The following is a 22,471-nucleotide window of genomic DNA, read 5'->3' as shown; positions in this document are numbered from 1 at the left end:
GTTGGCTGGAGCAGCTGACTTCCTCGCGGTCGTCGGGTTACTGGCGCATTCCAAAGCGCATCGGCCCGTTGGCCCGTAGCTGATCGTATAGTTGTCGGCGCCCCCTCAATGAGCAAGTAGGGTCGGAACCGAAGCGTGCTCCATAAGGAAGCGGGTTACGCCTCCCAGCACCTGTTCCCGCAATCGCGAATGGCTGTAGCCCCCTGCGACCAACAGGTCTGCCTCGACTTCTTGTGCATGGATATCGATGATCAGCCCGGCCTGAGCGGTAGAGGCTGAGCGTTTTACCAGGCGCGCATAGACATGATTCCGCTCCAGATGTCCGATCAATAGGGAATCCAGCGATTCTGCGTAAGACGATCGGGCGTCCTCGTTGACGATAAGCAGGTCGACCGAGCGCATGCGCTGCAGCCAGGGCATTGCATCGTGCAAGGCACGCGCCGACTCGCGGGACGACTTCCATGCGATTACCGCCTTGCCGAAACCGGGGGCAGAGTGGTGCGACGTTGGGACCATCAGCATAGGGCGGCCCGAGGCCACCAGTACGCCCGAAACAAGGCGCTCGCGGGCCTCGCGTTCGTCGCCGTCGATGGTACCAACAACGACCAAATCGCACTGCCGCGCCGGCCCGATGCATATCTCGGCCGGCGTCGACCAGAAATCTCGTGACTGACGGATCTGGTACGGCACCGATTCGGATCTGAGGCATTCCTCGACCGCATTTGCCATTGCCTGTGTGGTTGCCGCCGCACATTCGCGCATATTCTCGTAGACGCCTGCGGGATAGTACGCCCAGGCTTCGGCGATGGGTGCGGTCTGGCTCACGCCCACGAGCGCGGTGACACGCCCGCCGCTAATCCGGGCGAGGGCGCAGCTGGCGCGCAGCGCAGCGGACGGTATGTCGCCCATAAGCAGGGGAACGAGGATGTCCTGAAACACGATGTCGCCCTCGTTATCTGGTCTTGTGGATAGATATTGGCGCCCGCGTCGGCGGCAGTATTGACGCCGATCAAGAACGCGCACCGATAGCGGCGCCCGAGTTTGATATGGATCAAGAGACGCAGCATGCGAGCGCTTAGGCTGCGAGTCGACATCCGCCCAGGAGCTCGCCATGACGATCCGTTCGACAGCCGTATGCGCTTCGACTGTATGCCGACGAGCCGGTATGCGCAGCGTTGCGCTGAGCGTCTGGATGCAAGGGACCGCCCGCTACCACGCCGATAACGGCAAAAGTGGCAACCCAGAAAGCCATGGCCATGTTCGAGGGGGTCAAGGCCGGTTGCGGGGAGCATGTCGTCGTCGGCGACTGCGCGGCCACCATTCTCAAGTTCACCAAGGCGAACCGGTGCGACCTGGTAATCATGAGGTCGCACGGTCGCTCGGCTCTGAAGAGTCTGTTGCTCGGCTTCGTGACCGGCAAAGTACTGGTCGGTTGCTAGGTCCCGCTTACTATCGCGTGCTGACCGGCCTACCACCAAGCTTGCGCTAAAGCGACATTACGGGAGTCATCGCGCATGTGGGAGATGCTGACCGCCAGCCAGGACCTCGGCCGCTTGCACAGCTTGGTCGCTATCCTGGTGCGATACGGGTTCGGCGATCTGGTTCGCCGGTTAGGCCTCGTGAAGGTGCTCGCGCGCGCGGGCAAGGTCCTGCCGCTCGCACACCTTGGGGAACTGGTGGCGCTTCCGCCGCATGTGCGGGTGCGCTGCGCGCTGGAGGAAATGGGACCGACCTTCGTCAAGCTAGGTCAAGTCTTGGCGACGCGGGTGGACCTGTTTCCGCCCCAATGGATCACCGAGCTCAGTCGTCTGCAGAATGCCGTTCCGCCGGTGCCTTTCGAGGCGATCCGCTCAGAGATGTCCGCGGCGCTAGGCCAATCCCCCGAGTCGAAATTTTCGTGGCTCGATCCCTCGCCGTTGGCGGCGGCGTCGATCGCCCAGGTGCACCGAGCACGCTTACCGGACGGTCGAGAGGTCGTCGTCAAGGTCCGGCGTCCCGGCATCCGTCCTCTCATCGAAGCCGATCTGCGGCTGTTGCAATACGCGGCAAGCAAGATCGAAGCGAAATTCCCGGATGTGCGCCGCTACCATCCAGTTGGCATGGTGCGGCAGTTCCACGCCTCGCTGCTGGGCGAGCTCGATCTCGCCGCCGAATGCCGAAATGCTGAACGTATTGCTGCCAATCTCTCCCGCGATCAACGCCTAGTGGTTCCGATCGTGCATTGGCCCTGTACCAGCGAACGCATGAACGTGCAGGACTTCGTCGACGGTATTTCCGTGATCGACCTGGTTGCACAGGATGTCGCCGGACTGGATCGTGCTCGGGTGGCACGCACCGGCGCGCAGATCGTGTTGAAAATGATGCTCGACGATGGCTTCTTCCATGCCGATCCCCATCCGGGCAACGTGTTCGTATTAGGCGACGGGCGCATCGCCCTAATTGATTTCGGCATGGTCGGTAGGCTGTCGCAAGTGCGCCGCGCGGAAGTAGTCAGCTTGTTGTTCGGGCTGGTCGAGCGCGACCCCGAACGCGTCACCGAGGTGTTGCTCGACTGGACCGGGCGGACCGATGTTGACGAAGAGCAGCTGGCCATCGACATCGATGTGTTCGTCGAGCGCTATCACGGAGTTCCGTTGGGGCAGCTAGACCTAGCAGCGATGCTGCTCGAAGTGGTGAGTCTGCTTCGATCACATCGTTTGGCCTTGCCTTCCGACCTAGCTCTATTGATCAAGGTCTGTCTCACCCTCGAAGGAATGGGGCGCAGACTCGATCCACAATTCGACATGGCGCGTCAGGCGCGGCCTTTCCTGCGCCGCGCCATGACGGCACGGTTCCACCCCCGCTGGGTCGCGCGGCGCGGCGTCCAGTCGCTGACGGATACCATCGAGGTGCTGGCGAAGTTGCCTCAGGATCTTCGGCGCGCGCTGCGTGCGATGCGCACGGGCGGGGTCCGGCTGCATATTGGGATGGACGAGCTGCGCGACTTCGGCAGCCAGATGGCGCATTCGGCAAATCGCTTGGCGGGCAGCATGGTGATTGCCGCGCTGATCGTCGGTTCATCCATCGCGATGACGGTCGAAGGCGGCCCCACGCTGTTCGGTCTGCCTTTGTTCGGATTGGTCGGTTTCGCCGGAGCTTCGCTCGCCGGCATTTGGCTCTTGCTGTCGATATCCCGTAGCGGCGGCGGACGCTAGCTCCTGCAAAGACTGGGCTCCTGCCGGCGGTGGCGAGGCCGCATGCACATGCCTCCGATTTGATCCTGGCCAGTCCTAGCCGATGACGGTGGAGATAGCCTGTGATCGTCGCTAAGAGTTCGTATTGGCGTTGATGGCTCGTAAGTTGTTTCGGCTCGGTAGCGACTATTCCCTGCAGGTCATCGAACATCGGACGGCGGGCGATTCCTCGCTCGTTCGCCTGATACTGAAGAGCGTGATCGAACAGCGCCTGCATACGCGGAACTAACCAGGTCACGCGGTTTGGGCAGGGTGCCATGTAGGCTGGTGTTCGTTGCCGCATCGTTGTGTATTGATCGAGATCAATGCCTAGGCGCCCAATCGCCCTAGGGTGGGATCGGGCTTTCTCGGGACCCCGGCATGCGATCGATCCAACGCGATGACCGCCGTAACTTCGAGCAGCCGAGCGCCAGGCTGCCCGTGCGGCGAGCCGGCATCGACACCTATCGGCAGCCGGTCTTGTACCTGCACCGAGATTGCACGGTGTCCCGTGCCGAGGGGTTCGCAGCACTGACGCGGGTCAGCGTCAAATGCGGCAGGCAACAGGTCATTGCCGTTCTGAATATCGTCACCGGCGACTGGCTGGGTAAGGACGAGGCCGCGCTGTCCGATGCCGCGTGGCAAATGCTCGCGCCGGAGCACGGCGCCATCGCCACTCTGGCTCATGCCGAACCGCCCAGGTCGGCCAGCGTGCTGCGGGCCAAGGTGTTCGGAACGCGCTTGAACGAGGCCCAGTTCGAGGCGGTGCTGCGCGACGTCCTTAGCGCGCGATTGTCGGATATCGAGTTGGCGGCATTCGTAACGGTCTGCGCCGGCGACCGGCTGGACCTCGACGAATCGGTCGCGTTGACGCGCGCGATGATATCGGTCGGGGACCGGATCGATTGGGGCTCGGGGCCCGTGCTCGACAAGCATTGCGTAGGCGGCCTGCCCGGCAACCGGACCACTCCGATCGTGGTGTCGATCGTCGCCGCGCTGGGCCACCGCATTCCGAAAACCTCGTCACGGGCGATCACCTCGCCTGCCGGAACGGCCGATGTGATGGCGACCATGACTGAGGTCGATCTGAACATCGATGTGCTGCGTAATGTCGTGGATCGGGAAGGCGGCTGCATGGCCTCCGGCGGGCGCATGCGCTTGAGTCCCGCCGACGATATCCTGATCCAGGTAGAGCGGCCCCTGGATCTGGATGGCGACGGCCAGATGGTCGCGAGCATCCTGTCGAAGAAGGCCGCCGCGGGTTCCACCCATGTATTGATCGATATCCCGGTGGGCGCGACCGCCAAGGTGCGCACCATGGTCGCTGCCGATGCGATCGCCCGGCGCCTGGCTTTCGTCGGAGAGGCTGTCGGCTTACGCATAGGCGTCCACATTTCCGAGGGCCGTCAGCCGGTCGGGCGCGGGATCGGCCCGGCGCTCGAAGCGCACGACGTACTCGAGGTCTTGCGCAATTCGCCGCAGGCGCCGAGCGATCTGCGCGAGCGAGCGCTCGATGTCGCCGGAGCGGTTCTCGAACTGTTGCCCGCCATCGCTCCGGGGAGCGGGCGAATCCAGGCTGCGGGCGCGCTCGCATCGGGCGCCGCGATGAGGAAGTTCGTCGCCATCTGCATGGCCCAGGGCGGCTTCCGTGAGCCTGGCAAGGCGCGCTTCGTCGAACCTTTCGTCGCGCCGGCCGACGGGCAATTGGGCTGTATCAACAATCGCCAGTTGGCGCGCATAGCCAAGCTCGCCGGCGCGCCCCGCAACCCGACGGCCGGCGTCGTATGCACCATGCGTGAAGGCGATTCGATCCGTCGCGGAATGCCGTTGTTCCTGGTGCATGCCGGGTCGAAAGGCGAGCTGGCCTACGCGCTGGATTACGCGAGGGCGCACCCGGACACCTTGAGCCTGCGGGAGTCACGGTCGTGACGCTGGTGGCGCTGTCCTTTCCCGACGACGGCGCGCTTGTCGGTTCGGTGAGCCGGGAACTACACGCCCGTATGGGGCTCCTCGAGTGGCGGCATTTCCCCGATGGCGAATCGCTGATCCGGATCGACGACGGCATCGAAGGCGCGGATGTCATCATCTTCGCGAGCTTGGCCGATCCGGACCGCAAAGCATTGCCTGTGCGGTTCGTCGCTCAGACCGCGAAAGAGCTCGGTGCGCGCAGCGTGGGCCTGGTGGCCCCGTATCTAGCCTACATGCGCCAGGACGCTCGCTTTCGTCCGGGCGAGGCCATCGCGGCGAGTGTGTTCGCCCGGTTCCTCGATCAATGCCTCGACTGGTTGGTGACCGTAGACCCTCATCTGCATCGCGTCGCCAGGCTCGACGAGCTCTATCGGATTCCGGTCTCGTGCGTCGCATCGGCGCCCGAGCTGGCGAACTGGATACGACGCGAGGTGAGTAACCCGATCCTGATCGGACCGGATGAGGAGAGCGTGCAATGGGTCGCGGAAATCGCCCGGGAGGCACAGATACCCTACGAGTTGCTGCATAAGCGACGCTGCGGCGATCGCGAGGTCGAAGTGAGCGCACCCGATCCGGAGCGTCTGCGCGGGTTCACTCCGGTGCTGGTGGACGACATCGTCTCGACCGGGCGAACCCTGGCCGCCGCGGCGGAGCATCTGCGAAGACTCGAGCTGCCGTCTCCGGTATGCGTGGTTATCCATCCGCTATTCAGCGGCAATGCGCATGAGCTGCTGAAGCGGGCCGGGGTGGAACGCATCGTAAGCACCAATAGCATCCTGCATTCTAGCAACGCCATCGGTCTGGCCAAGCCCATAGCACGTGCCGTCGCTGGACACCTGGCGCGGATTCAGACAGGAGCAGGTCCATGATCTACGACGAAACGCCGGAAGAGCTGGTTCTCGCCTGCGGCACGTGCGAAGAACTGGACGCCCCGCTGCGCCGCCAAATCGAAGCCGAAGCGGCGGGTCGACGCGCGAAGCACCCCGATTTCGCTTATTGGGCCGCGGGGTACGGTGCGATCGTCCACGATGCGCTTACCCAGGTGCGGATCCACGCATGGGTCGAGGCTCTGGCCGGGCAGGGCATCCTCCCGGACGCTGCAACGGGCTATCGCCGCCTGGCGGCGGCCGATCGCGTGGCCAGCGCCGCGATGTGGCTGGTGGTTCACATGACCTATGCCCAGACGGTTCGTCTGGACGGCCGGGCATTGAACGCGGACGACTTCAAGCGGCATCCCGAAGGGCATACCGGCGGCTCGTTGAATATGGTGCCGGCCTATGCCGGCTATCTAGCGATCAATGCGCTGACCGGACATACGCGCGCGTGGCTGATGGGCCAAGGGCATTGCGTCGCCGCCGTGGATGCGCTGAACCTGCTGACGGCGAACATGACGCCCGAGCACGCCGGCCGGTACGGGCTGGATGACAAGCGCTTGTCGGACTTCGTCGGCGATTTCTATTCCTACGGCGTGAGCTGCGACGGCTATCCAACCTCGCCGTTGGGTTCGCACGTGAATGCCTTTACCGCCGGCAGCCTGCAGGAGGGCGGCTATCTCGGGTTCGCGGAACTGCACTATGTGCACGCGCCGCTCCCGGGAGAGCGCCTGGTGGCCTTTCTCAGCGATGGCGCCTTTGAGGAGCAACGCGGCAGTGACTGGGCGTCGCGATGGTGGCGTCCGCAGGATTGCGGCTTGGTGGCGCCGATCATGGTACTCAACGGGCGCCGGATCGAGCAGCGCAGCCAGATCGCGCAAGAGGGCGGAGAGCGCTGGCTGCATACCCATTTGAGGCTCAACGGTTTCCAACCGATCGGGCTCGACGGCCGCGACCCGGCCAGCATCGCTTGGGGTATCCACGAGATCGAGCTGCGCGAGCAAACCCGTATCGACGCGTACGCTTCAGCCGGCTTCGATACCAGCGCACCGCTGCGCTATGGGGTCGCCCAGGCGCCCAAGGGCTATGGTTTCCCCGGTGCCGGCAGCAACAGGGCCCACAACCTCCCGTTACCGGGAAATCCCTCAAGCGATGAGGCCTCGCGTAACCAGTTCAACCTCGCCTGTAAGACATTGCACGTAGCCGAACCGGAGTTGCGAGACGCGATCTCCGCCTTGGCTACCCACGGCCAGCAGCGGCGCCCCATGGAGCGTGACCACGCACTGGCCACGCGCCAGGTACACCCGCCCATCTCTCCTGACCTCCAGTGGCGCGCCGTGGGTGAGTCGGTTTCGCCTATGGCGGCCCTTGACGAATACTTCGTCGCGACATTGGTCGCTAACCCTGGTCTGCGCGTGCGCGTCGGAAATCCCGATGAGCTGCGCAGCAATCGCCTGGACCGTACCCTGGACCTTCTTAAGCATCGGGTGCAATCGCCGGAGCCAGGCGTGGCCGAATCGCACGCCGGCAGCGTCATCACCGCCCTCAACGAAGAGGCGGTGTTATGCGCGGCCCTGGCTAACAAGGGCGGGATCAACCTCGTCGTCACCTACGAGGCGTTCGCGGTGAAAATGCTTGGTGCGCTGCGACAGGAATTGACCTTCGCGCGCCAGCTCCGTCACGCCGGGCGGGCGCCCGGCTGGCTGTCGGTTCCGATCGTGCTGACCTCACATACCTGGGAGAACGCCAAGAACGAGCAATCGCATCAGGACCCGACCCTGGTCGAAGCGCTGATGGGAGAAATGCAGGACTCAGCGCGGATTATCTTTCCTGCGGACGCAAACAGCGCTTGCACCGCCCTGCAGGCGGTCTATGCCGATCGAGGCAGGCTCTTCGCCCTGGTCGTGCCGAAGCGGGAATTGCCGGTATTGTTGGATGCCAAGCAAGCGCTAACGTTGCAGCACGACGGGGCTATTTTCCTGGAGAATGCCGTCGACGCGGAGATCGATGTGGTGGCTACCGGAGCCTACCAGTTGGCTGCCGCCCTCAGGGCGTGGCGACGGCTCAGCTCGCGCGGTGTAGCCGCGAACCTAATCTATCTCGCGGAGCCTGGGCGGTTCAGGACGCCTCGTGATGAGGATGAGGCCGAGTACATACACGATGATGAAGCTATAAGGTGCTGGTTCACGTTAGGTAGGCCGAGAGTTTTCCTGACCCACACACGTCCGGAGCCGCTCCTGGGAGCGCTGCGCAGGCTAGACGACGGCCCCGGTCTTACCGCTGCCTTGGGCTATCGAAACCGCGGCGGAACCTTTGATGTCGATGGTTTGATGTTCGCCAATCGTTGCACTTGGGCGCATCTTCTGCTGGCAGCTGCGACGCTTCTGAAACGCAGCGCCGGCGCTTGGCTGACGTCCGAAGAGTACGATGCGGCCGTGGGCCGGGGCACACCGGAGGTGTTGTGGCAAGGCGCATGCGATGAGTGAGCCCGGCCCTCGGACTTTGTTGGTACTCAACCTCGGGTCATCTACTCTCAAGGCGGCACAATATGAAAAGAGCGGCTTATCGGGCGCCTGGCCCTGCCGCCTCTCGCGGGTCGAGATCGCGTTGGTCAATCCGAGTCGGGAACTGGACGCCGCGCTGGCCCAGGTCGTCGACGCCCTGGGCTTAGTCTCCGCGCCTGCGTTCGTCGGACACCGCGTTGTTCACGGAGGCGAAGCCGAGCAAGCGCGAGTTCTCGATGCCGCGGAGCTCGAGCGATTGGGCGCGCTGTCGTGCTTCGCGCCGCTACATCAGCGCGCGGCCCTCAGGCTGGTGAGCGCGGTGCAGAATCGTTGGCCGGGCACTCGGCAATATGCCAGTTTCGATACGTCGTGGCATGCCCAGCTCCCCGCGAATACCCGACGGCTCGCGGTGCCAAAAGTATGGGATGCGCTCGGCATCAGACGCTACGGTTTCCATGGCTTGGCCTTCGCCTCTGCGATGCGCCAAGTCCGGGAGGCTGATTCCCGCCTTGGGCGCGAGAGGGTAGTGTTGGCTCACTTGGGCAGCGGTTGCAGCCTTTGCGCCGTGCGCGACTCGCAAAGCCTCGATACAACGATGACTAGCACGCCGCTCGATGGGCTACCTATGGCAACTCGCAGCGGGAGTCTCGATCCCGGCGCGGTGCTCCACCTATTGAGGGCCGGCGGGCTCAGCGTCGACGCGCTGGAAGAGGCGCTGTATCACGAGTGTGGTCTGCGCGGAGTTTCCGGACTGAGCGGCGATGTGCGAGAGCTGCTCGCCGAAAGCAGCATTGAGGCAGCCTTGGCCTTAGACATCTTCGCCCTGCGTATCGCACAAGGCATCGCATCCATGGCGACCCGGTTGGGCGGCATCGATCATTTGATTTTTTCCGGCGGAATCGGAGCCAATGTCTCGCGAGTACGCGCTGCGATCACCAACCACCTGACTTGGCTCGGCATCGGGCTCGACGAGTCCGCCAACGATCGCGGAGATGCCCGGATCGAAAGTCCGGGAAGCCGGGCGCGGGTTTGGCGCGTGGACGTGGACGAAGAAGCCGAGATCGCATCCGCCTGTGCTGTGGTGACGGCCCTGATGCGGTCTTGAGGATTTATCCCAGTTCGCTGCGCTGACGTCGCTTAGTTACTAGCGCCCTACGTACGAATTCGATGGATCCTAATCCCACCAAGGGCATCACCAAGGCCAGGCAGGAGAGATCAATCGGCGCAGGCGAGAAGCGAAACCAAGAACCAGGGCCTTCGAATCGTGTGATCAGAAGCAGCATGCCGAGCGCTGACAAGACCAATACCCAGAACGCTTTGCTGGTTCGGCCGAACCAGTGCGCATGGGTGAAACCGCGGTTCACTACGATCAGCCCGATATTCCCGGATATCAGCGCAGTGAAGGACAGTGCGGCGATCTGTTCCGTGGGTATGGCCGCTCCGAGCCCCGCCAAATAAACAGCCACGACCGCAACCAAGACGATCGCGCCCTGGCCCAGACTGCCCAGCAGGGTCGAAAGGTCCAGCAGGCGCCGCGAAGGTGGCCTCGGAGGCCGATGCATGACATCTGCAGCAGCGGATTCTCGCTCGAATACCAGCGCAGAAGCAGGGTCGATGATCAGCTCTATGAATACGACATGCAAAGGCATTAATATCAATGGGGCGCCCAAGACGAGCGGCAACAGGGCCAAACCTGTGATCGGGACATGGACGGCCAGAATGTAGCGAACCGCACGCGATATATTGTCGTAGATGACCCGTCCTTGACGCACGGCTCTGACCACAGTCACGAAATTGTCGTCGAGCAGCACGATGGATGCCGCCTCGCGCGCGACATCGGTGCCGCGCTCTCCCATTGCGATGCCCACGTGAGCGGCCATCAGCGCGGGAGCGTCGTTGACGCCATCGCCAGTCATAGCCACGATCTCGTTGTTTCGCTTTAATGCCTCGATCAATCGCAGTTTGTGCTCGGGTTTTACACGCGCGAACACATCGGTATCGCGTACTCGTTGCGCCAGGGTCACCGTATCCAACGTCTCTAGCTCGGTGCCAAGCATGGCGGCCTGTGGACGAGCCAACCCGGCTTGCGCAGCGATCGTTCGCGCGGTATCCAGATGATCGCCGGTGAGCATGATCACTCTTATGCCGGCGGCCCTCGCCTCGGCGACGGCTTCCCGAGCACCCGAGCGCAGCGGGTCAGCAAATCCGAGCAGTCCGCGCCATTCGTAGCGGAAGCTGAGTGGAGTGATCGGTAGCGTCCCGGGAGTATCGGTCCAGACCGCTGATGCCGCAGCAATAACGCGCAAACCCCGGTGCGCCATTTCCGCGGCAAACTGCATGCTCGCAGAGCGTTCGTCATGGCCTAGATCGCACAGATCCGCGATGGCTTCCGGAGCACCCTTGCTGGCGATCTCCAGCACGGGCTCGTCTCGCATCTGCCAGACCTGGGTGACAGCGAGCAGGTCTTTGGACAGCGGGTACTCGCGAAGCCGGATCGGGCTCGGTTGCGCCTGCGCCGCGGAAGAAGCTGCGGTCGCTATACGGATCGCCTTGTCCATCGGATCGAACGAATGCTCCGGACAGGCGCGATCAGCGCATCTGAGCAAGGCTTCGAGCTCGGGAGAATGAGATGCCGCCGGCGCCGAACGCTCGCTGCCCAGCGCTAACTCAGCGAGGGTCATCTCGTTTGCGGTCAGGGTGCCGGTCTTGTCCGTGCACAGGACGGTAACCGAGCCCAGCGCCTCGATCGCCGGCGAGCGGCGTATCAAAGCATTGTGTTGGGCCATGCGCCAGCTGCCCAAGGCCAGGAACACCGTCAACACGACAGGGAACTCCTCGGGGACATTGGCCATCGCGAGCGTGACTCCGGCGAGCACTCCTTGCAACCAGTCGCCGCGTGTCCAGCCATACCACAGCGCGACCAATACGCTGACGCTCAGGCCGAGCGCGGCAAAGACCAGCACTGCATATCGCATCTCCCGTTGCATGGGTGTGGCCGGCGATCTCAGTGTATGCAGCGCTTCGCCAATCCGGCCGACCTGAGTGGCGACACCCACGGCCTCAACCTGTGCGATGGCGTGACCGCGAACCACTAAAGTGCCGGCATGGATGAGAATCCGATCCAGTTCGCCGGCTGACACCGCGCCTCGCTGCACCGGCGCCGACTCGCCGGTCAGCATGGACTCGTCGAGCATGAGGTCGGTTTCGTTCAGTACCCGGGCGTCGGCAGGAACACGATCACCTTCGGCGACCATGATCGCATCGCCGACCACCAGGTTCGAAGACGGGATCGATCGGATTTCTCCATCGCGGATGACGCGCGCCTGCGGGCTGCTCATCTCTCGGAGCGCTTGTAGCGCGCGTTCGGACCTGTAGTCCTGGTAAACGGTAAGTGCGACCACAAGCGCAACCGAGACGGAGAGCGCCACAGCCTCGTGCGCATCGCCTAGAAGCAGGTAGACAGCCGAGGCGAAAATCAGCAACAGCAGCATCGGCTCGCGCAACACCCCGACGACTATCGACAACCAATTGCGTCGGTCCGGTTCGGGCAGCAAGTTCGGGCCGTCGGCTTGCAAGCGCCGTGCCGCGTCGTCGCTGGAAAGGCCGGTCAGGAGTGTTGGGTCGCCATGCTTGGACTCCATATAAATTGCCCTTGATCTGTCGACGGAAATCCGTTCATCCGTGCCGGCATGGTGGGTCGAAACCGAATCCCGATACCGACATGGAAAACCCGCCGTGTAGAAACCATTGCATCGGATCGTGAAACACTGCGATCCCGAAGAATCCGAGCAGCAGCAAGCCGCCGCACTAGAGTAGACGGGCGGCACCGCGCTCCATTGATTCAGGTCAAGTCTTCCGGTGTGGGAACTGATCCAGATCAAGATCGATTGCCGGGCCTGGCTGCAATCTGGTGGCGTATTGCGGAGACCGTCATGCTCAAGGACGTTTTGGTTCCCCAACTGTGGGGCGATGTCTCAACCGCCGCCCTGCGCATCGCATGTTCTATCGCGGCTCCATCGCGTGGTCGCGTCACAGCACTGGTAGGCGGCAGCATCGCCTCGACCATTGCGGACGCTCGCGAGTACCGTCCCACGGGCGATTATCGGTCTATGTGTGACAGTGTCGCGGCGGCGACCGACGAGGCGGCTCGCGCGAGCGAAATCGAGCTGAGGTCCTCCGGCGTTTCCTGGGACATCCGCAGGAACTCTGCGGACTGGCTTACTGTGTCGGAAATCGCCATCCGTCACGCGCGTTACGCAGATCTAGTCGTTATCGAGAAACCTCAGGTCGGCCTGAGTTCCAGGCGCAAGTTCTTCTCGGAGGTGCTTTCAGGCGCAGGGCGTCCCGTGCTGCTTGTGCCCGACTCGGCAATCGGGCTGGCGTCAGCGCTGCACGTCGCGATCGCCTGGAACGCATCCCGTGAAGGCACGCGCGCGCTGCATGATGCGATGCCACTGCTTCGTTGGGCCGGTTCGATTGAGTTGTTGATAGTCGATGAAGGACTGGAAGAGCAGACGCGCGCCGATCATTCGGAGGCCGATATCAAGGCGCATCTCGCGCGCCACGGTGTGGTTGTCGAGGTCGTTCGGCGTACCTGTTCCGGCGCATCGGTCGGCCAGGTCATCGCCGAGCGGGTACGTGAGGCCGGTGCGAACCTAGTTGTCGCCGGCGGATACAGCCATTCGCACTTGATGGAGCAGAGGTTTGGGGGGGTGACCCAGTACCTATTGGAGAACACCAGCGTTCCGGTGTTCTTTTCGCATTAAAATGATCTGTATAACAGCGATATGCACGATATGGGAGTGCCTCCATGGGCATCGCGCCGTCGAAGCCGCCGGTATTCCGTCTGACGTTCTTGGGCGCGGCGGGAACTGTCACTGGGTCTCGCTATCTGATTGAGGCCGACGACAAACGGCTGCTGGTAGATTGCGGATTGTTCCAAGGATTCAAGGCGCTCCGGTTGCGCAATTGGGCGGCGTTTCCGGTGGGTCCCGCCACGATCGATGCGGTGGTGTTGACGCATGCGCACCTGGATCACAGTGGTTACCTTCCCAGGTTGGTGAGGACGGGGTTTGAAGGCGCCATTTGGTGCACGCCCGCCACGCGGCAACTATGCGGAATTTTGCTCCCGGATTCAGCTCACTTGCTGGAGGAGGAAGCCGGCTACGCCAACCGAGCCAGCACGACGAAGCACCATCCGGCAGAGCCGCTTTACGACGTGGTCAGCGCTCACGAGGCCGTACGGCGGATGCGCACCTGGGATTTCGATGCGCCGTTCGAACCCGTACCGGGAGTGACCGCCAGCTTCAGAAGTCAGGGCCATATTCTCGGCGCAGCGGCCCTCACCCTGGTTTACCGAGGCGTGCGCGTGACTTTCAGCGGCGATATCGGGCGATATAACGACCCGGTGATGCAAGCACCGAGTCGACCTGCAGCCAGTGACTGGATCGTCACCGAGTCGACCTATGGCGACCGGGAGCATCCGCTGGGCAGCACGAAGCAGGAGTTGTGTGAGGCCCTCAAGCCGGTGTTGCTGCGAGGTGGCGTGGCCATAATTCCGGCATTTGCGGTAGGTCGGGCGCAGTCCTTGCTGCATGTAATCGCGCAGTTGCAGGAGGAGGGAGAGCTGCCCGCTGTGCCTGTCTATCTGAATAGCCCCATGGCGACCGATGTTACTTCCCTGTATCGCCAGTATTCCAGCCAACTGCGCCTCGACGAAGCCGCATTGGAGCGGATGTGCCGCAACACTCGGATCGTCAACAGCCCGGAGGAATCCAAGGAGCTCAATGGACGCAAGGGGCCGATGGTGATCGTATCGGCGAGTGGAATGGTGACCGGCGGACGCGTTCTTCATCACATGATTGCATTTGCTCCCGATCCGCTCAACGCGATCATTCTGTGCGGATTTCAGGCCGGCGGCACACGGGGAGCGCTACTGGCCGCCGGGGCGGGCCATGTGCGCATCTATGGGCAAGATGTTTCAATCAAAGCGCAGGTTAAACAGCTGGCGTCGGCATCCGCGCACGCCGACGCGTCCGAGATCATCACCTGGTTGGGGGCGGCACCGATTCGCCCGCGTGGGGTATTCGTCACGCATGGCGAACCGCATGCGGCAGACAGGTTGCGAGTACGGATCGAGCACGAGCTGGGTTTGGCTGCCTTCGTGCCGGAGTACGGCGCGACAATCGACCTGATGTCCAGTGCCGCAGACGCTGGATCAATGACTGGCGCTTCCCTGGGCATCGGGAAGCCTAATGCATCGTAATCTTGTGAACCGCGTGGGGCTCCCTTCCAGTACCACGGAGACCCCCGGCAAGGGCATTTCGCGTTGGGAACAGCCCAGGTGGACCTGCAGAAAATAGAACTGAAGACACAGGCGCCGCGCATGGCTGGAGGCGTTGAATCCAGTCAACGATTGGCCAGCGCCGTCGTCAGCGCCAGGTTCCAGGTGTTTTACAAGGCCTGCGCGCGGATGGCCTGATTCCGTCGCCGGATGCCGCTTGGTGTTGGGTCCCGGCAATGCGGTCACGATCCAGCAAGTGTTCCAGGACGCCAACCAGAACCACTACAGTGGCGAGAGCATCGCCGTCACGCAGATGATTCTGTACGAACGCGCGTTCTGGAATGCATGAGTCGGTTGGAATACCAAGCTGGATGAGGCGTCGACAGGGTTGGCTGCGAGAAGCCGCCGCGTCCCTTGCTGTTGGCGCTGGCCGACGAGTAGCCCAGCAATGCGTTCACATATGCTCTGGTTTCTGACCGACAAAAGTCGAGCAGGTCATCGCACTTACGCCTGATACGGGGCCAGATGCGCCGACGTTAGCCCGGCGATGGATCGACAGCCCCATGCTCGACACGTCAGCGGTAGCCAAGTAGGAGCACAGCGGTGACAATGGCCGCCTTCTCCTCGGCAGTGAGCGTTCATAAGCAAAAACTACCGAGCTCTGCACCTTGGAACATCTGGCGTGGCTGCAGAGCCAGCGGACTCGCAAGCAGACCAGTGGGGAGGGCTGGAGCGGCAATAACCTCAATTGGAGCGCGACCGCGGTGATGGGGTCAACGGCTGGTCACCGCCTGAATGGGGCAGCTGAAGAAGCGCGAATGCGCTATCCAGTCGCGATCGGGGTAGTACGCGAACAGCAATTGCCCTTGCTTGAGCGTATCGATCATCTCTCGCGCCACAGCTGGGCGCAGCGCCGGGCAACCGTAGCTGCGGCCCAATCGGCCCTGCTGCGAGGCCAAGTCTGGATCCACATAAGGTGCGCCGTGCATGACGATGGTTCGAGACATCGCCTTGTCGTTGACGCCAGGTTCTAACCCTTCCATGCGCAATGAATAGCCGTTGCCACCGACGTAGGTATCGGCGGTGACGAACAAGCCCAAGCTCGATTGATGGCTGCCGTCGCGGTTGGAGAAAGCCGTGGCGAAGTTCTCGCCACTGCCGCGGCCATGCGCCACGAATTCGTTATACAGCAGACGCGCATGCGAAAGATCGAACACCCACAGTCTGCGTTCGGTCGATGGCCGCGAATAATCGATTACGCCCAATCGTTGTGAGGCGGTTACGGTGCCGGACCGAATTGCGCAATCTCGTGCATCCAGCGCCAACGAAAGCGCGGTGCGATCGATACCGGGAGCGGCTACCTGCAACCGGCTCAGCAGGTCGCCGGAAGCCAAGACGGCCGGAGCAGCTGGCTGCGCTGCATGGGATGCCGCAGCGGCCAACGAGCTCAAGACAAGGCAAGCAATACGAAACATGTCACCAGCATAGCCGGCTTAGGGTGAACGGACGGGTACTTCGTCTGCGGTTTGTGCGCCCTGCAGGATAGTGAGATCGGTGGCGCCCGCCGCCTTAATCGGCTCGTCTGTTACCACTAGGGTGGCGCCGGGCGCCAGGGCTTCGTATACCCGCGTGGCAAAGCCCGGATCGATACGTAGTTGCCCTGTAGCGACCAGGGGGCGCAGATCAGGCCGAGCCGTCCCCGGTATCCCGTCGGAGACTGCAAGCCAGCGTAGCGCCGGGCGTCCCGGAACGACGACGCTGGCCTCCGGGCCGGCGCCCTGGAGCAGCAGGTAGACGCGGGTACCCTGTAAAGCGCCCTCGGCCACCGCGACGTGGGCGCGGCCGATTTCGACGGCATTGCGCAGAACCATGATTTCCCGATCGTGCGAGCTGAGCACGATGGTAATCGGACCGTCGGGAGAGCGCTGTGGCGCCCAGAGGAAAACTGGGATCGGAACGTCCGAGGTCGCCGCCAGCTCGCCGGCGGCAGCGAACAATCCCGGATAGACCACTGTCGGGGCGGTAGCCGCGTCGGTCACGACCACTGTCATGCCGCGGGCGGTGATGCCGAACAGGATTTCAGAGAACGCGTAAGGCAGTCGTATGCATCCGTGCGAAGCCGGATACGTCGGCACGTTGCCGGCGTGCAGCGCTACGCCATCCCAGGTCAGCCGCTGCATGAACGGCATGGGCGCATTGTCGTAGCGATTGGAGTAATGTTCGCGATGCTTCTCCAGGATAGTGAATACGCCGGTTGGGGTCTCGTAGCCCGGCTTGCCGGTGCTCACCTTCGAAATGCCTATACGCACGCCATTGCGGTACACGTAAGCGCGTTGTTCCTGCAGGCTGACCACGATCGTTGTAGGGCCCTCAGGCGACAATTGTGGCATCCAGACATAGCCCGGTGCGGGCAGTTGCTGCGAGGACTGGGCCGACGATTCTTGAGACTGCGCGTAGGTCGAAGCGGTCGCGAATAGCAGTGCCAGGCAGTAGCGGAAAGTCGAAGACAAGATCGGTAATCCTGACGCGAGAAGATAGCGTCTTGTCGGAAAGTCTGCCCCGCAACAGATCGCCCTGGATTGATTTGGATCAATCGGCCGCATCGACTTCCACAGCCGGCGAGGGGCTGCGCATCGGTGAAAAGTAGATCGAGGAACCGATGCGCGGGTAACCATACGAGCCAGATATCCAGTGGGGGATGATCCGGAGGCGACTATTCACCCTATCCCTATCACTGCGCCGTGTAGCCACCATCGATGATCAACTCGGAGCCGGTAATAAAACGGGACTCGTCGGAGGCAAGATAGACCACGCCCCAGGCTATGTCGTCCGGCTCGCCGACGTGGCCGAGCGGATGGTGCTTGCTCAGGGCCCCTCGCGCGAGCTCGAGGTCGACGGCGCCGCCAGCGCGTAGGTAGCCGACCACCATGGGTGTCCAGATGAATCCGGGGTGGATCGAATTCACTCGGATAGCGTCGGCGGCGTAGAACATCGCGTCCGTTTTAGTCATTAGCCTGACTGCGCCCTTAGACGCGTGGTACGGGGGGGAATCTGGTGCGCCGACCAAGCCATAGATGGAGGATAGGTTGATGATGCTGCCGGCCCGCGCGCGCTTCATGTGCGGGATCACGTGCTTAGTGCAGAAGAACACGCCCTTGACGTTGACTGCCTGCACCCGGTCCCACTCAGCCTCGGTGATCTCGTGCGTGGGCTTGTTGGCGCCGGCAATGCCGGCGTTATTGACCAGTACGTCGATGGCGCCGAAATGGGCTGCCACGCCAGCAACGGCGGCAGCGACGGAGCGTTCGTCGGCAATTTCGACATGCCAGTAGCGGGCCTGAGCACCGCGTGCCTGGATGGCATCGATCGCCGCGTGACCAGGTTCGTCCAGGAGGTCGAAGATGGCGATTCGTGCGCCTTCCTCGGCCAGTCGCTGCGCGCACGCACGACCTATGCCGAGCGAGCCCCCGGTTATGATACAGATCTTGCCTTTGACCCGATTCATGATTTCCTCGCAGTTCCTTGTCGATTGGCGGACTCGAGTCCTCGATCTCGAGCATGGTTGACGTGGCGCCAGTGGGCGCCGAAGATCCTGCTTCTGTGTTGACCTGCATCAAGGGACGCTAGCGTCACCAAATGCTGATTCATCTCAGGGATGTATGGATGGAGCCACGATGCAGCACGACGGGCCGCTGACATCAAGAAGGGTCGCCAACTTCCGTCGGCGTCTTTGGCGAGCTTTCTCGACGTTGGCGGACGTATGGGTGCGAAGAACGTGCCATGGGCGAGATGCCCCTAATCGTCGGCGCCGCGATCTGCTCGGCAGTGTCAGTCCCGAAGCGTACGGCGCACGGCCACCGCCAACTGCTCTCGGCGGTACGGCTTTCGGAGCAGTTCGAAGCGATTGGAGGAGCTCATAGCCGCCATGGCAGATGGCTCTTCGTAGCCTGAGGTCAGAAGAACATGGAGGTCCGGCCGGAACACAATCGCGGCATGCCCTAGCTCCACACCGTTCATGCCTCCGCCCAGCATGACGTCGCTGAACATCAGGGCGACCTCGGAATGTCCCGCGATCTTCTCCAATGCCTCGGCGGCGCTGCCTGCCACAATCACGGTGTAACCGAGCGACTTGAGAAACGATTCCGCGATCTGACGCACATCGAACTCGTCCTCCACCACCAGTACTGTCTCGCTGCCACGGACGTCATCAGCGAACGCCTGCGCGATGCCGGCGTAGGGCTCCATGCCAGCGATGGGCAGATACAGCTCCACTTTTGTGCCGCGGCCGATCTCACTCTGAATCCGCAGGTGCCCGCCGCTCTGGTTGACGAAGCCGTACACCATGCTCAAGCCGAGGCCGCTACCGTGGCCAAGGGCTTTGGTGGTGAAGAATGGTTCTAGCGCCCTGGTCTGCACTTCAGGGGTCATTCCGCCACCATTGTCGGCTACGGAGAACACGGCATAGTGTCCTGGTCGTTGCTCGGGAGCGGCCGAGTTTGCAGTCACCCACTGTTCGCTAGCACTGATGGTGATCTCACCACCGACAGGCATGGCGTCGCGCGCGTTCAGCGTGAGATTAACCAGCGCGCTCTCCAGTTGCGATATGTCCGCGAATGGCGCCGGCATGTCTGAGGGGCACTTAGTGTGGAGCCGGATAGCATCACCCAATGTGCTGTGCAGCAACAGCTTCAAATCGCCAAGCAATGTGGCAGGATCGATGGCCCTCGGTGTGAGGTGCTGACGACGTGCAAAGGCCAACAGCTTCGAAGTGAGCTCGGCTCCCCGGGTCACCGATCGCAGAGCGCTGTTGATGACTTTGCGAGCACTCGGCTGCGTGTCGTAATCCGACTCGAGCAACTGCAAGCTCCCCGACATTACGGTCAGCAAGTTGTTGAAATCGTGTGCGATACCGCCGGTCAATTGTCCGATCGCATCCAGTCTCTGCGAATGCGCAAGCTGTTCTTCGGTTCGTCTACGCTGGATCATAGAAGCCACCAGGCTCGCGACGGTCTGCAGAAGTTGCAGCGCATCGTGGTCGAATCGTCCGGCTTGCGGCGAGAGTGCGAGCAACGCGCCCATGGGACGTTCTCGATCTGGCAACGGAACTATGGCCCCGCTCGCGGCACAATCTGGCCAGCCGGGAGGGGTGTCGGTATCGTCCTGCCGCTGCACTATCAACGGCATAGCGGAGCCGAGTACGGACTGGAGTGGGGCCGAAAGGACGTGCTTCCAGGGCGAGGTGCCGTCCGCGCCACTGTGCGGGGTGCTCGCTGAGATCTGCGGATCTCCATTGCGTAGCATAACCACAGCGACGTGCGGGACTTCCAGCGCGTCGGCCAGTATTTCGGGCAGCCGCTCGATGACGTCGGCTCCCTCGGAGGCAACGGCTAGTTGTCCGATGGTGGCAACCACGGCGTCGTATCGAGCGCGCGACAGTGCCTGCCGTGCGCGTTGCGTCTCGGAGATGTCACGCACCGACGCCAGGAAACGCCGACCGTCATCCTCGATCAACACGCTCAATGCGATCTCCACCGAGAATTGCTGGCCATCGCATCGCTGCCCGACCAGCGTCATGTTGCCACTGCCCATCGGGCGGACGCGCGGATTCCTCATGTAGTCGCTGCGATGCAAGCGATGCCGTTCGCGTGCCCCCATTGGCATGAGGTCCTCCACGAACAGCTCATTCATGCCATTCCTTGGGTAGCCGAACAATTGCTCGGCGTTCCCGTTCGCCATGACGATACGTCCCTCGTCGTCAACGATGATTAACGCGTCGGGAACTGACTCGAACAGTTGCGGGAATATTTCCATGAAAGCCACCCCCTTTTCGGAGGAATACTCAGCCCGTATCTCTGCGTGCAGATTGGCTTCGATTGGAGTCTGATCATGCGCCGCTGGGGTGGGACATACAACAAGAATCCTCCACGGAAAAAATGCACTGCCGGGCGGCGCGCTGTTCAGCTACATCAAGCGAATAACTACTGGTTGTGCGGATGACACGGAAAGGTCCATCCCGTTGAACCAATCTTTTGGGCGCAACTAGCCTGTTCAGATAGAGCTTTGCGCCTCTTTACCTCAAATGAGTGCCCTTTTTTGAGCGTCGCCATAGATCATGTCATTCGCTGCGATCTTGCTATCAAGCAAGTTAGTTGATCGTGGTCAATACTCGAACATCCGTGTTGTCGCGTAATCCTCCCGCGGTATTCCCCCAATGGAGGTGAACTATGAACGACAAGGAACTGCGGCAGAGCGTTATCGATGAGCTCGACTTTGATCCGAGTTTCGACTCAGCCGACATCGGCGTAGCGGCGGAGAACGGCGTCGTGACGCTCAACGGTCATGTGCGTAGCTACCTGGAGAAGATCGCGGTCGAGCGAGCCGCATGGCGTGTCAAGGGTGTCAAGGCCATAGCTCAGAACATCCAGGTCCGCCTTGCGATGGCCCAGAAGACCAATGACGACGAGATCGCGCAACGCGCGCTCAACATCCTCCAGTGGTCCGCACCTGTGTCGAAGGACTCGATCCAGGTGAGGGTCCAGGACGGCTTCATCACTTTGACCGGTAAAGCGAATTGGAACTACCAGCGCCACGCCGCCGAGTCATCAGTTCGTCGCCTCAACGGAGTTAAAGGCGTCATTAACGACATCAAGATCGATCCGATCGTCACTCCGGGCGACATCAAAGAGCGAATTTCCTCTGCACTCAAGCGGCACGCCGATGTCGAGGCGGCGCGCATAAACGTGGAAGTCAGCAACGGTCGCGTTAGCATCACGGGCAGCGTCGACAACTGGGAGGAACGCAGGGCAGTGGAGCGCGCCGCTTGGGCGACCCCCGGTGTACACATGGTGGAAGATCATCTGCGTATTGCCTGACGTGGAAGGGGGTTTCGGAATCGTGCACGCCGCCTGCCGAGTTCGACAGTCGGGTGCCCGGTTCCGGCGTCCAGTCAGACTCGACGACGACCGCATCGAATCCCTCCTCATCAATCTGTCTGCGTGCGAAGCGCATAGGACTCATGCGTTCATTCGAGGCCTCTCCGCGGAGGCCTAACATGCGTGATTGTTTAATGCATAGCTGGTCGACGTCGCGTGGACTGCACCCGAGCCGGTGGGCCTGGCCGCGGATAGCGGTGAGGAGCGGCGGTCGGCAGACTATCTCGGCGCTAAGGCCTCCGGGAGGGCCTGGGGCCGGCTATCCGTCGCTAGGCGCGCGTGTCCATTGATGCAGGTCAATGAGCCGGTCGGGGCTAGGGGGGAGTCTGGAGACCGATACGCCTTCGATCAGGATCCCGCCATAGTCATGCTGCCTTTCAGAAGCCGCTTCGAAGCCGCGCCACAGGTGGTGCTTGCCCCGGATCGCTTCCACGGCACCTATCCGGTTATCGGCGCGAATCCGCGCGGCACGATGTCGATGGACAAGGTCGTTGCCGATCCCCTTGGCTGCGAACTTGACACCGTGCATGTCAAGAAAATCGGCGCGCCGGATTGCCCGGAGATTACTCACCAGGGCGCGGCACACCTGTTCGTGGTGCCTGGCGCGCTCGAGCACGTCGCTTCGCCCGCAGCTGACCGGTTCGCTCGCTGGCTGATGGCGCCATCGGCTCGGCGAACCACGAGCCGCTAGAAGGAATCG

At 62.3% G+C, this 22,471-nt stretch carries 18 protein-coding genes; 12 read left to right on the top strand and 6 right to left on the bottom strand.

Translation table 11 applies throughout. From position 1 onward, the window contains the following. Nucleotides 1–105: 105 nt before the first annotated feature. Nucleotides 106–939: a universal stress protein gene (locus ASE43_RS02340; protein WP_057159330.1), complete on the bottom strand. Its 834-nt coding sequence runs from the start codon at nucleotides 937–939 to the stop codon at nucleotides 106–108. Between the two features lie 311 nt (nucleotides 940–1,250). Between ASE43_RS02340 and ASE43_RS02335 the strand changes: the two genes are divergently transcribed. The 6 genes from ASE43_RS02335 (at nucleotide 1,251) to ASE43_RS02310 (ending at nucleotide 9,661) form a co-directional block, all read left to right on the top strand. Further along, nucleotides 1,251–1,439: a universal stress protein gene (locus tag ASE43_RS02335; protein ID WP_057159329.1), complete on the top strand. Its 189-nt coding sequence runs from the start codon at nucleotides 1,251–1,253 to the stop codon at nucleotides 1,437–1,439. A gap of 75 nt (nucleotides 1,440–1,514) precedes the next feature. Next, the gene (locus tag ASE43_RS02330; RefSeq protein ID WP_057159328.1) at nucleotides 1,515–3,194 is read left to right on the top strand and encodes an AarF/UbiB family protein; all 1,680 of its coding nucleotides are present in this window, start codon (nucleotides 1,515–1,517) and stop codon (nucleotides 3,192–3,194) included. Nucleotides 3,195–3,593: 399 nt separating this feature from the next. Continuing rightward, a complete protein-coding gene (locus ASE43_RS02325; RefSeq protein WP_057159327.1) occupies nucleotides 3,594–5,141 on the top strand; it encodes a thymidine phosphorylase family protein in 1,548 nt (515 codons plus the stop codon). Continuing rightward, nucleotides 5,138–6,049 (top strand): ribose-phosphate diphosphokinase, encoded by a 912-nt coding sequence (locus tag ASE43_RS02320; RefSeq protein ID WP_057159326.1) that lies wholly within the window; start codon nucleotides 5,138–5,140, stop codon nucleotides 6,047–6,049. Before ASE43_RS02325 ends, ASE43_RS02320 begins: the two co-directional genes overlap by 4 nt. Next, nucleotides 6,046–8,538, top strand: coding sequence for a xylulose 5-phosphate 3-epimerase (locus ASE43_RS02315; RefSeq protein WP_082607053.1), 2,493 nt, complete (start codon nucleotides 6,046–6,048; stop codon nucleotides 8,536–8,538). Before ASE43_RS02320 ends, ASE43_RS02315 begins: the two co-directional genes overlap by 4 nt. Beyond that, on the top strand, nucleotides 8,531–9,661 hold the full coding sequence (locus tag ASE43_RS02310) for a hypothetical protein (RefSeq protein ID WP_162258742.1): 1,131 nt from the start codon (nucleotides 8,531–8,533) through the stop codon (nucleotides 9,659–9,661). Before ASE43_RS02315 ends, ASE43_RS02310 begins: the two co-directional genes overlap by 8 nt. Before the next feature lie 4 nt (nucleotides 9,662–9,665). Here the strand turns inward: ASE43_RS02310 and ASE43_RS02305 are convergent, their stop codons facing one another. Next, nucleotides 9,666–12,197: a cation-translocating P-type ATPase gene (locus ASE43_RS02305; RefSeq protein ID WP_057159324.1), complete on the bottom strand. Its 2,532-nt coding sequence runs from the start codon at nucleotides 12,195–12,197 to the stop codon at nucleotides 9,666–9,668. A gap of 291 nt (nucleotides 12,198–12,488) precedes the next feature. Between ASE43_RS02305 and ASE43_RS21005 the strand changes: the two genes are divergently transcribed. The 4 genes from ASE43_RS21005 (at nucleotide 12,489) to ASE43_RS22790 (ending at nucleotide 15,188) form a co-directional block, all read left to right on the top strand. Beyond that, complete coding sequence (locus ASE43_RS21005) at nucleotides 12,489–13,322, top strand: universal stress protein (protein WP_162258741.1); 834 nt, start codon at nucleotides 12,489–12,491, stop codon at nucleotides 13,320–13,322. Nucleotides 13,323–13,366: 44 nt separating this feature from the next. Beyond that, entirely contained in the window at nucleotides 13,367–14,821 is a 1,455-nt protein-coding gene (locus ASE43_RS02295) for an MBL fold metallo-hydrolase (RefSeq protein WP_082607050.1), read from the top strand. Between the two features lie 78 nt (nucleotides 14,822–14,899). Then, nucleotides 14,900–15,037, top strand: a complete 138-nt coding sequence (locus ASE43_RS21500) for a hypothetical protein (RefSeq protein WP_157499622.1) — start codon at nucleotides 14,900–14,902, stop codon at nucleotides 15,035–15,037. A gap of 19 nt (nucleotides 15,038–15,056) precedes the next feature. Then, on the top strand, nucleotides 15,057–15,188 hold the full coding sequence (locus tag ASE43_RS22790; RefSeq protein ID WP_255356340.1) for a hypothetical protein: 132 nt from the start codon (nucleotides 15,057–15,059) through the stop codon (nucleotides 15,186–15,188). 424 nt (nucleotides 15,189–15,612) lie between these two features. Here the strand turns inward: ASE43_RS22790 and ASE43_RS02290 are convergent, their stop codons facing one another. The 4 genes from ASE43_RS02290 to ASE43_RS02275 all read right to left on the bottom strand — a co-directional run bounded on the left by ASE43_RS02290 (nucleotide 15,613) and on the right by ASE43_RS02275 (nucleotide 20,650). Further along, entirely contained in the window at nucleotides 15,613–16,314 is a 702-nt protein-coding gene (locus ASE43_RS02290) for a murein L,D-transpeptidase catalytic domain family protein (RefSeq protein ID WP_057159322.1), read from the bottom strand. Between the two features lie 18 nt (nucleotides 16,315–16,332). Next, nucleotides 16,333–17,349, bottom strand: coding sequence for a L,D-transpeptidase (locus ASE43_RS02285; protein WP_200956199.1), 1,017 nt, complete (start codon nucleotides 17,347–17,349; stop codon nucleotides 16,333–16,335). A 221-nt stretch (nucleotides 17,350–17,570) separates the two neighbouring features. Next, on the bottom strand, nucleotides 17,571–18,344 hold the full coding sequence (locus tag ASE43_RS02280; protein WP_057159320.1) for a glucose 1-dehydrogenase: 774 nt from the start codon (nucleotides 18,342–18,344) through the stop codon (nucleotides 17,571–17,573). A 323-nt stretch (nucleotides 18,345–18,667) separates the two neighbouring features. Continuing rightward, a complete protein-coding gene (locus tag ASE43_RS02275; protein ID WP_057159319.1) occupies nucleotides 18,668–20,650 on the bottom strand; it encodes a PAS domain S-box protein in 1,983 nt (660 codons plus the stop codon). A gap of 413 nt (nucleotides 20,651–21,063) precedes the next feature. Here ASE43_RS02275 and ASE43_RS02270 point away from each other — a divergent pair, with 413 nt between their 5' ends. Continuing rightward, the gene (locus ASE43_RS02270) at nucleotides 21,064–21,711 is read left to right on the top strand and encodes a BON domain-containing protein (protein WP_057159318.1); all 648 of its coding nucleotides are present in this window, start codon (nucleotides 21,064–21,066) and stop codon (nucleotides 21,709–21,711) included. Between the two features lie 427 nt (nucleotides 21,712–22,138). Next, nucleotides 22,139–22,462, top strand: a complete 324-nt coding sequence (locus ASE43_RS02265) for a hypothetical protein (RefSeq protein WP_157499621.1) — start codon at nucleotides 22,139–22,141, stop codon at nucleotides 22,460–22,462. The last annotated feature ends 9 nt before the right edge of the window (nucleotides 22,463–22,471 follow it).

This window comes from Lysobacter sp. Root983 (genome assembly GCF_001429345.1).
Taxonomy (GTDB): domain Bacteria; phylum Pseudomonadota; class Gammaproteobacteria; order Xanthomonadales; family Xanthomonadaceae; genus Lysobacter.
Note: the sequence above shows the minus strand (reverse complement) of the source record. Positions and strands in the feature narration are given on the sequence as shown.

Coding starts and splice junctions, on each gene's coding strand:
- ASE43_RS02295 (WP_082607050.1), top strand. CDS start 13,367: ATGGGCATCGCGCCGTCGAAGCCGCCGGTATTCCGTCTGACGTTCTTG.
- ASE43_RS02310 (WP_162258742.1), top strand. CDS start 8,531: ATGAGTGAGCCCGGCCCTCGGACTTTGTTGGTACTCAACCTCGGGTCA.
- ASE43_RS21005 (WP_162258741.1), top strand. CDS start 12,489: ATGCTCAAGGACGTTTTGGTTCCCCAACTGTGGGGCGATGTCTCAACC.
- ASE43_RS02305 (WP_057159324.1), bottom strand. CDS start 12,197: ATGGAGTCCAAGCATGGCGACCCAACACTCCTGACCGGCCTTTCCAGC.
- ASE43_RS02330 (WP_057159328.1), top strand. CDS start 1,515: ATGTGGGAGATGCTGACCGCCAGCCAGGACCTCGGCCGCTTGCACAGC.
- ASE43_RS02335 (WP_057159329.1), top strand. CDS start 1,251: ATGGCCATGTTCGAGGGGGTCAAGGCCGGTTGCGGGGAGCATGTCGTC.
- ASE43_RS02275 (WP_057159319.1), bottom strand. CDS start 20,650: ATGGAAATATTCCCGCAACTGTTCGAGTCAGTTCCCGACGCGTTAATC.
- ASE43_RS02290 (WP_057159322.1), bottom strand. CDS start 16,314: ATGTTTCGTATTGCTTGCCTTGTCTTGAGCTCGTTGGCCGCTGCGGCA.
- ASE43_RS02265 (WP_157499621.1), top strand. CDS start 22,139: ATGCTGCCTTTCAGAAGCCGCTTCGAAGCCGCGCCACAGGTGGTGCTT.
- ASE43_RS02270 (WP_057159318.1), top strand. CDS start 21,064: ATGAACGACAAGGAACTGCGGCAGAGCGTTATCGATGAGCTCGACTTT.
- ASE43_RS02315 (WP_082607053.1), top strand. CDS start 6,046: ATGATCTACGACGAAACGCCGGAAGAGCTGGTTCTCGCCTGCGGCACG.
- ASE43_RS02280 (WP_057159320.1), bottom strand. CDS start 18,344: ATGAATCGGGTCAAAGGCAAGATCTGTATCATAACCGGGGGCTCGCTC.
- ASE43_RS02325 (WP_057159327.1), top strand. CDS start 3,594: ATGCGATCGATCCAACGCGATGACCGCCGTAACTTCGAGCAGCCGAGC.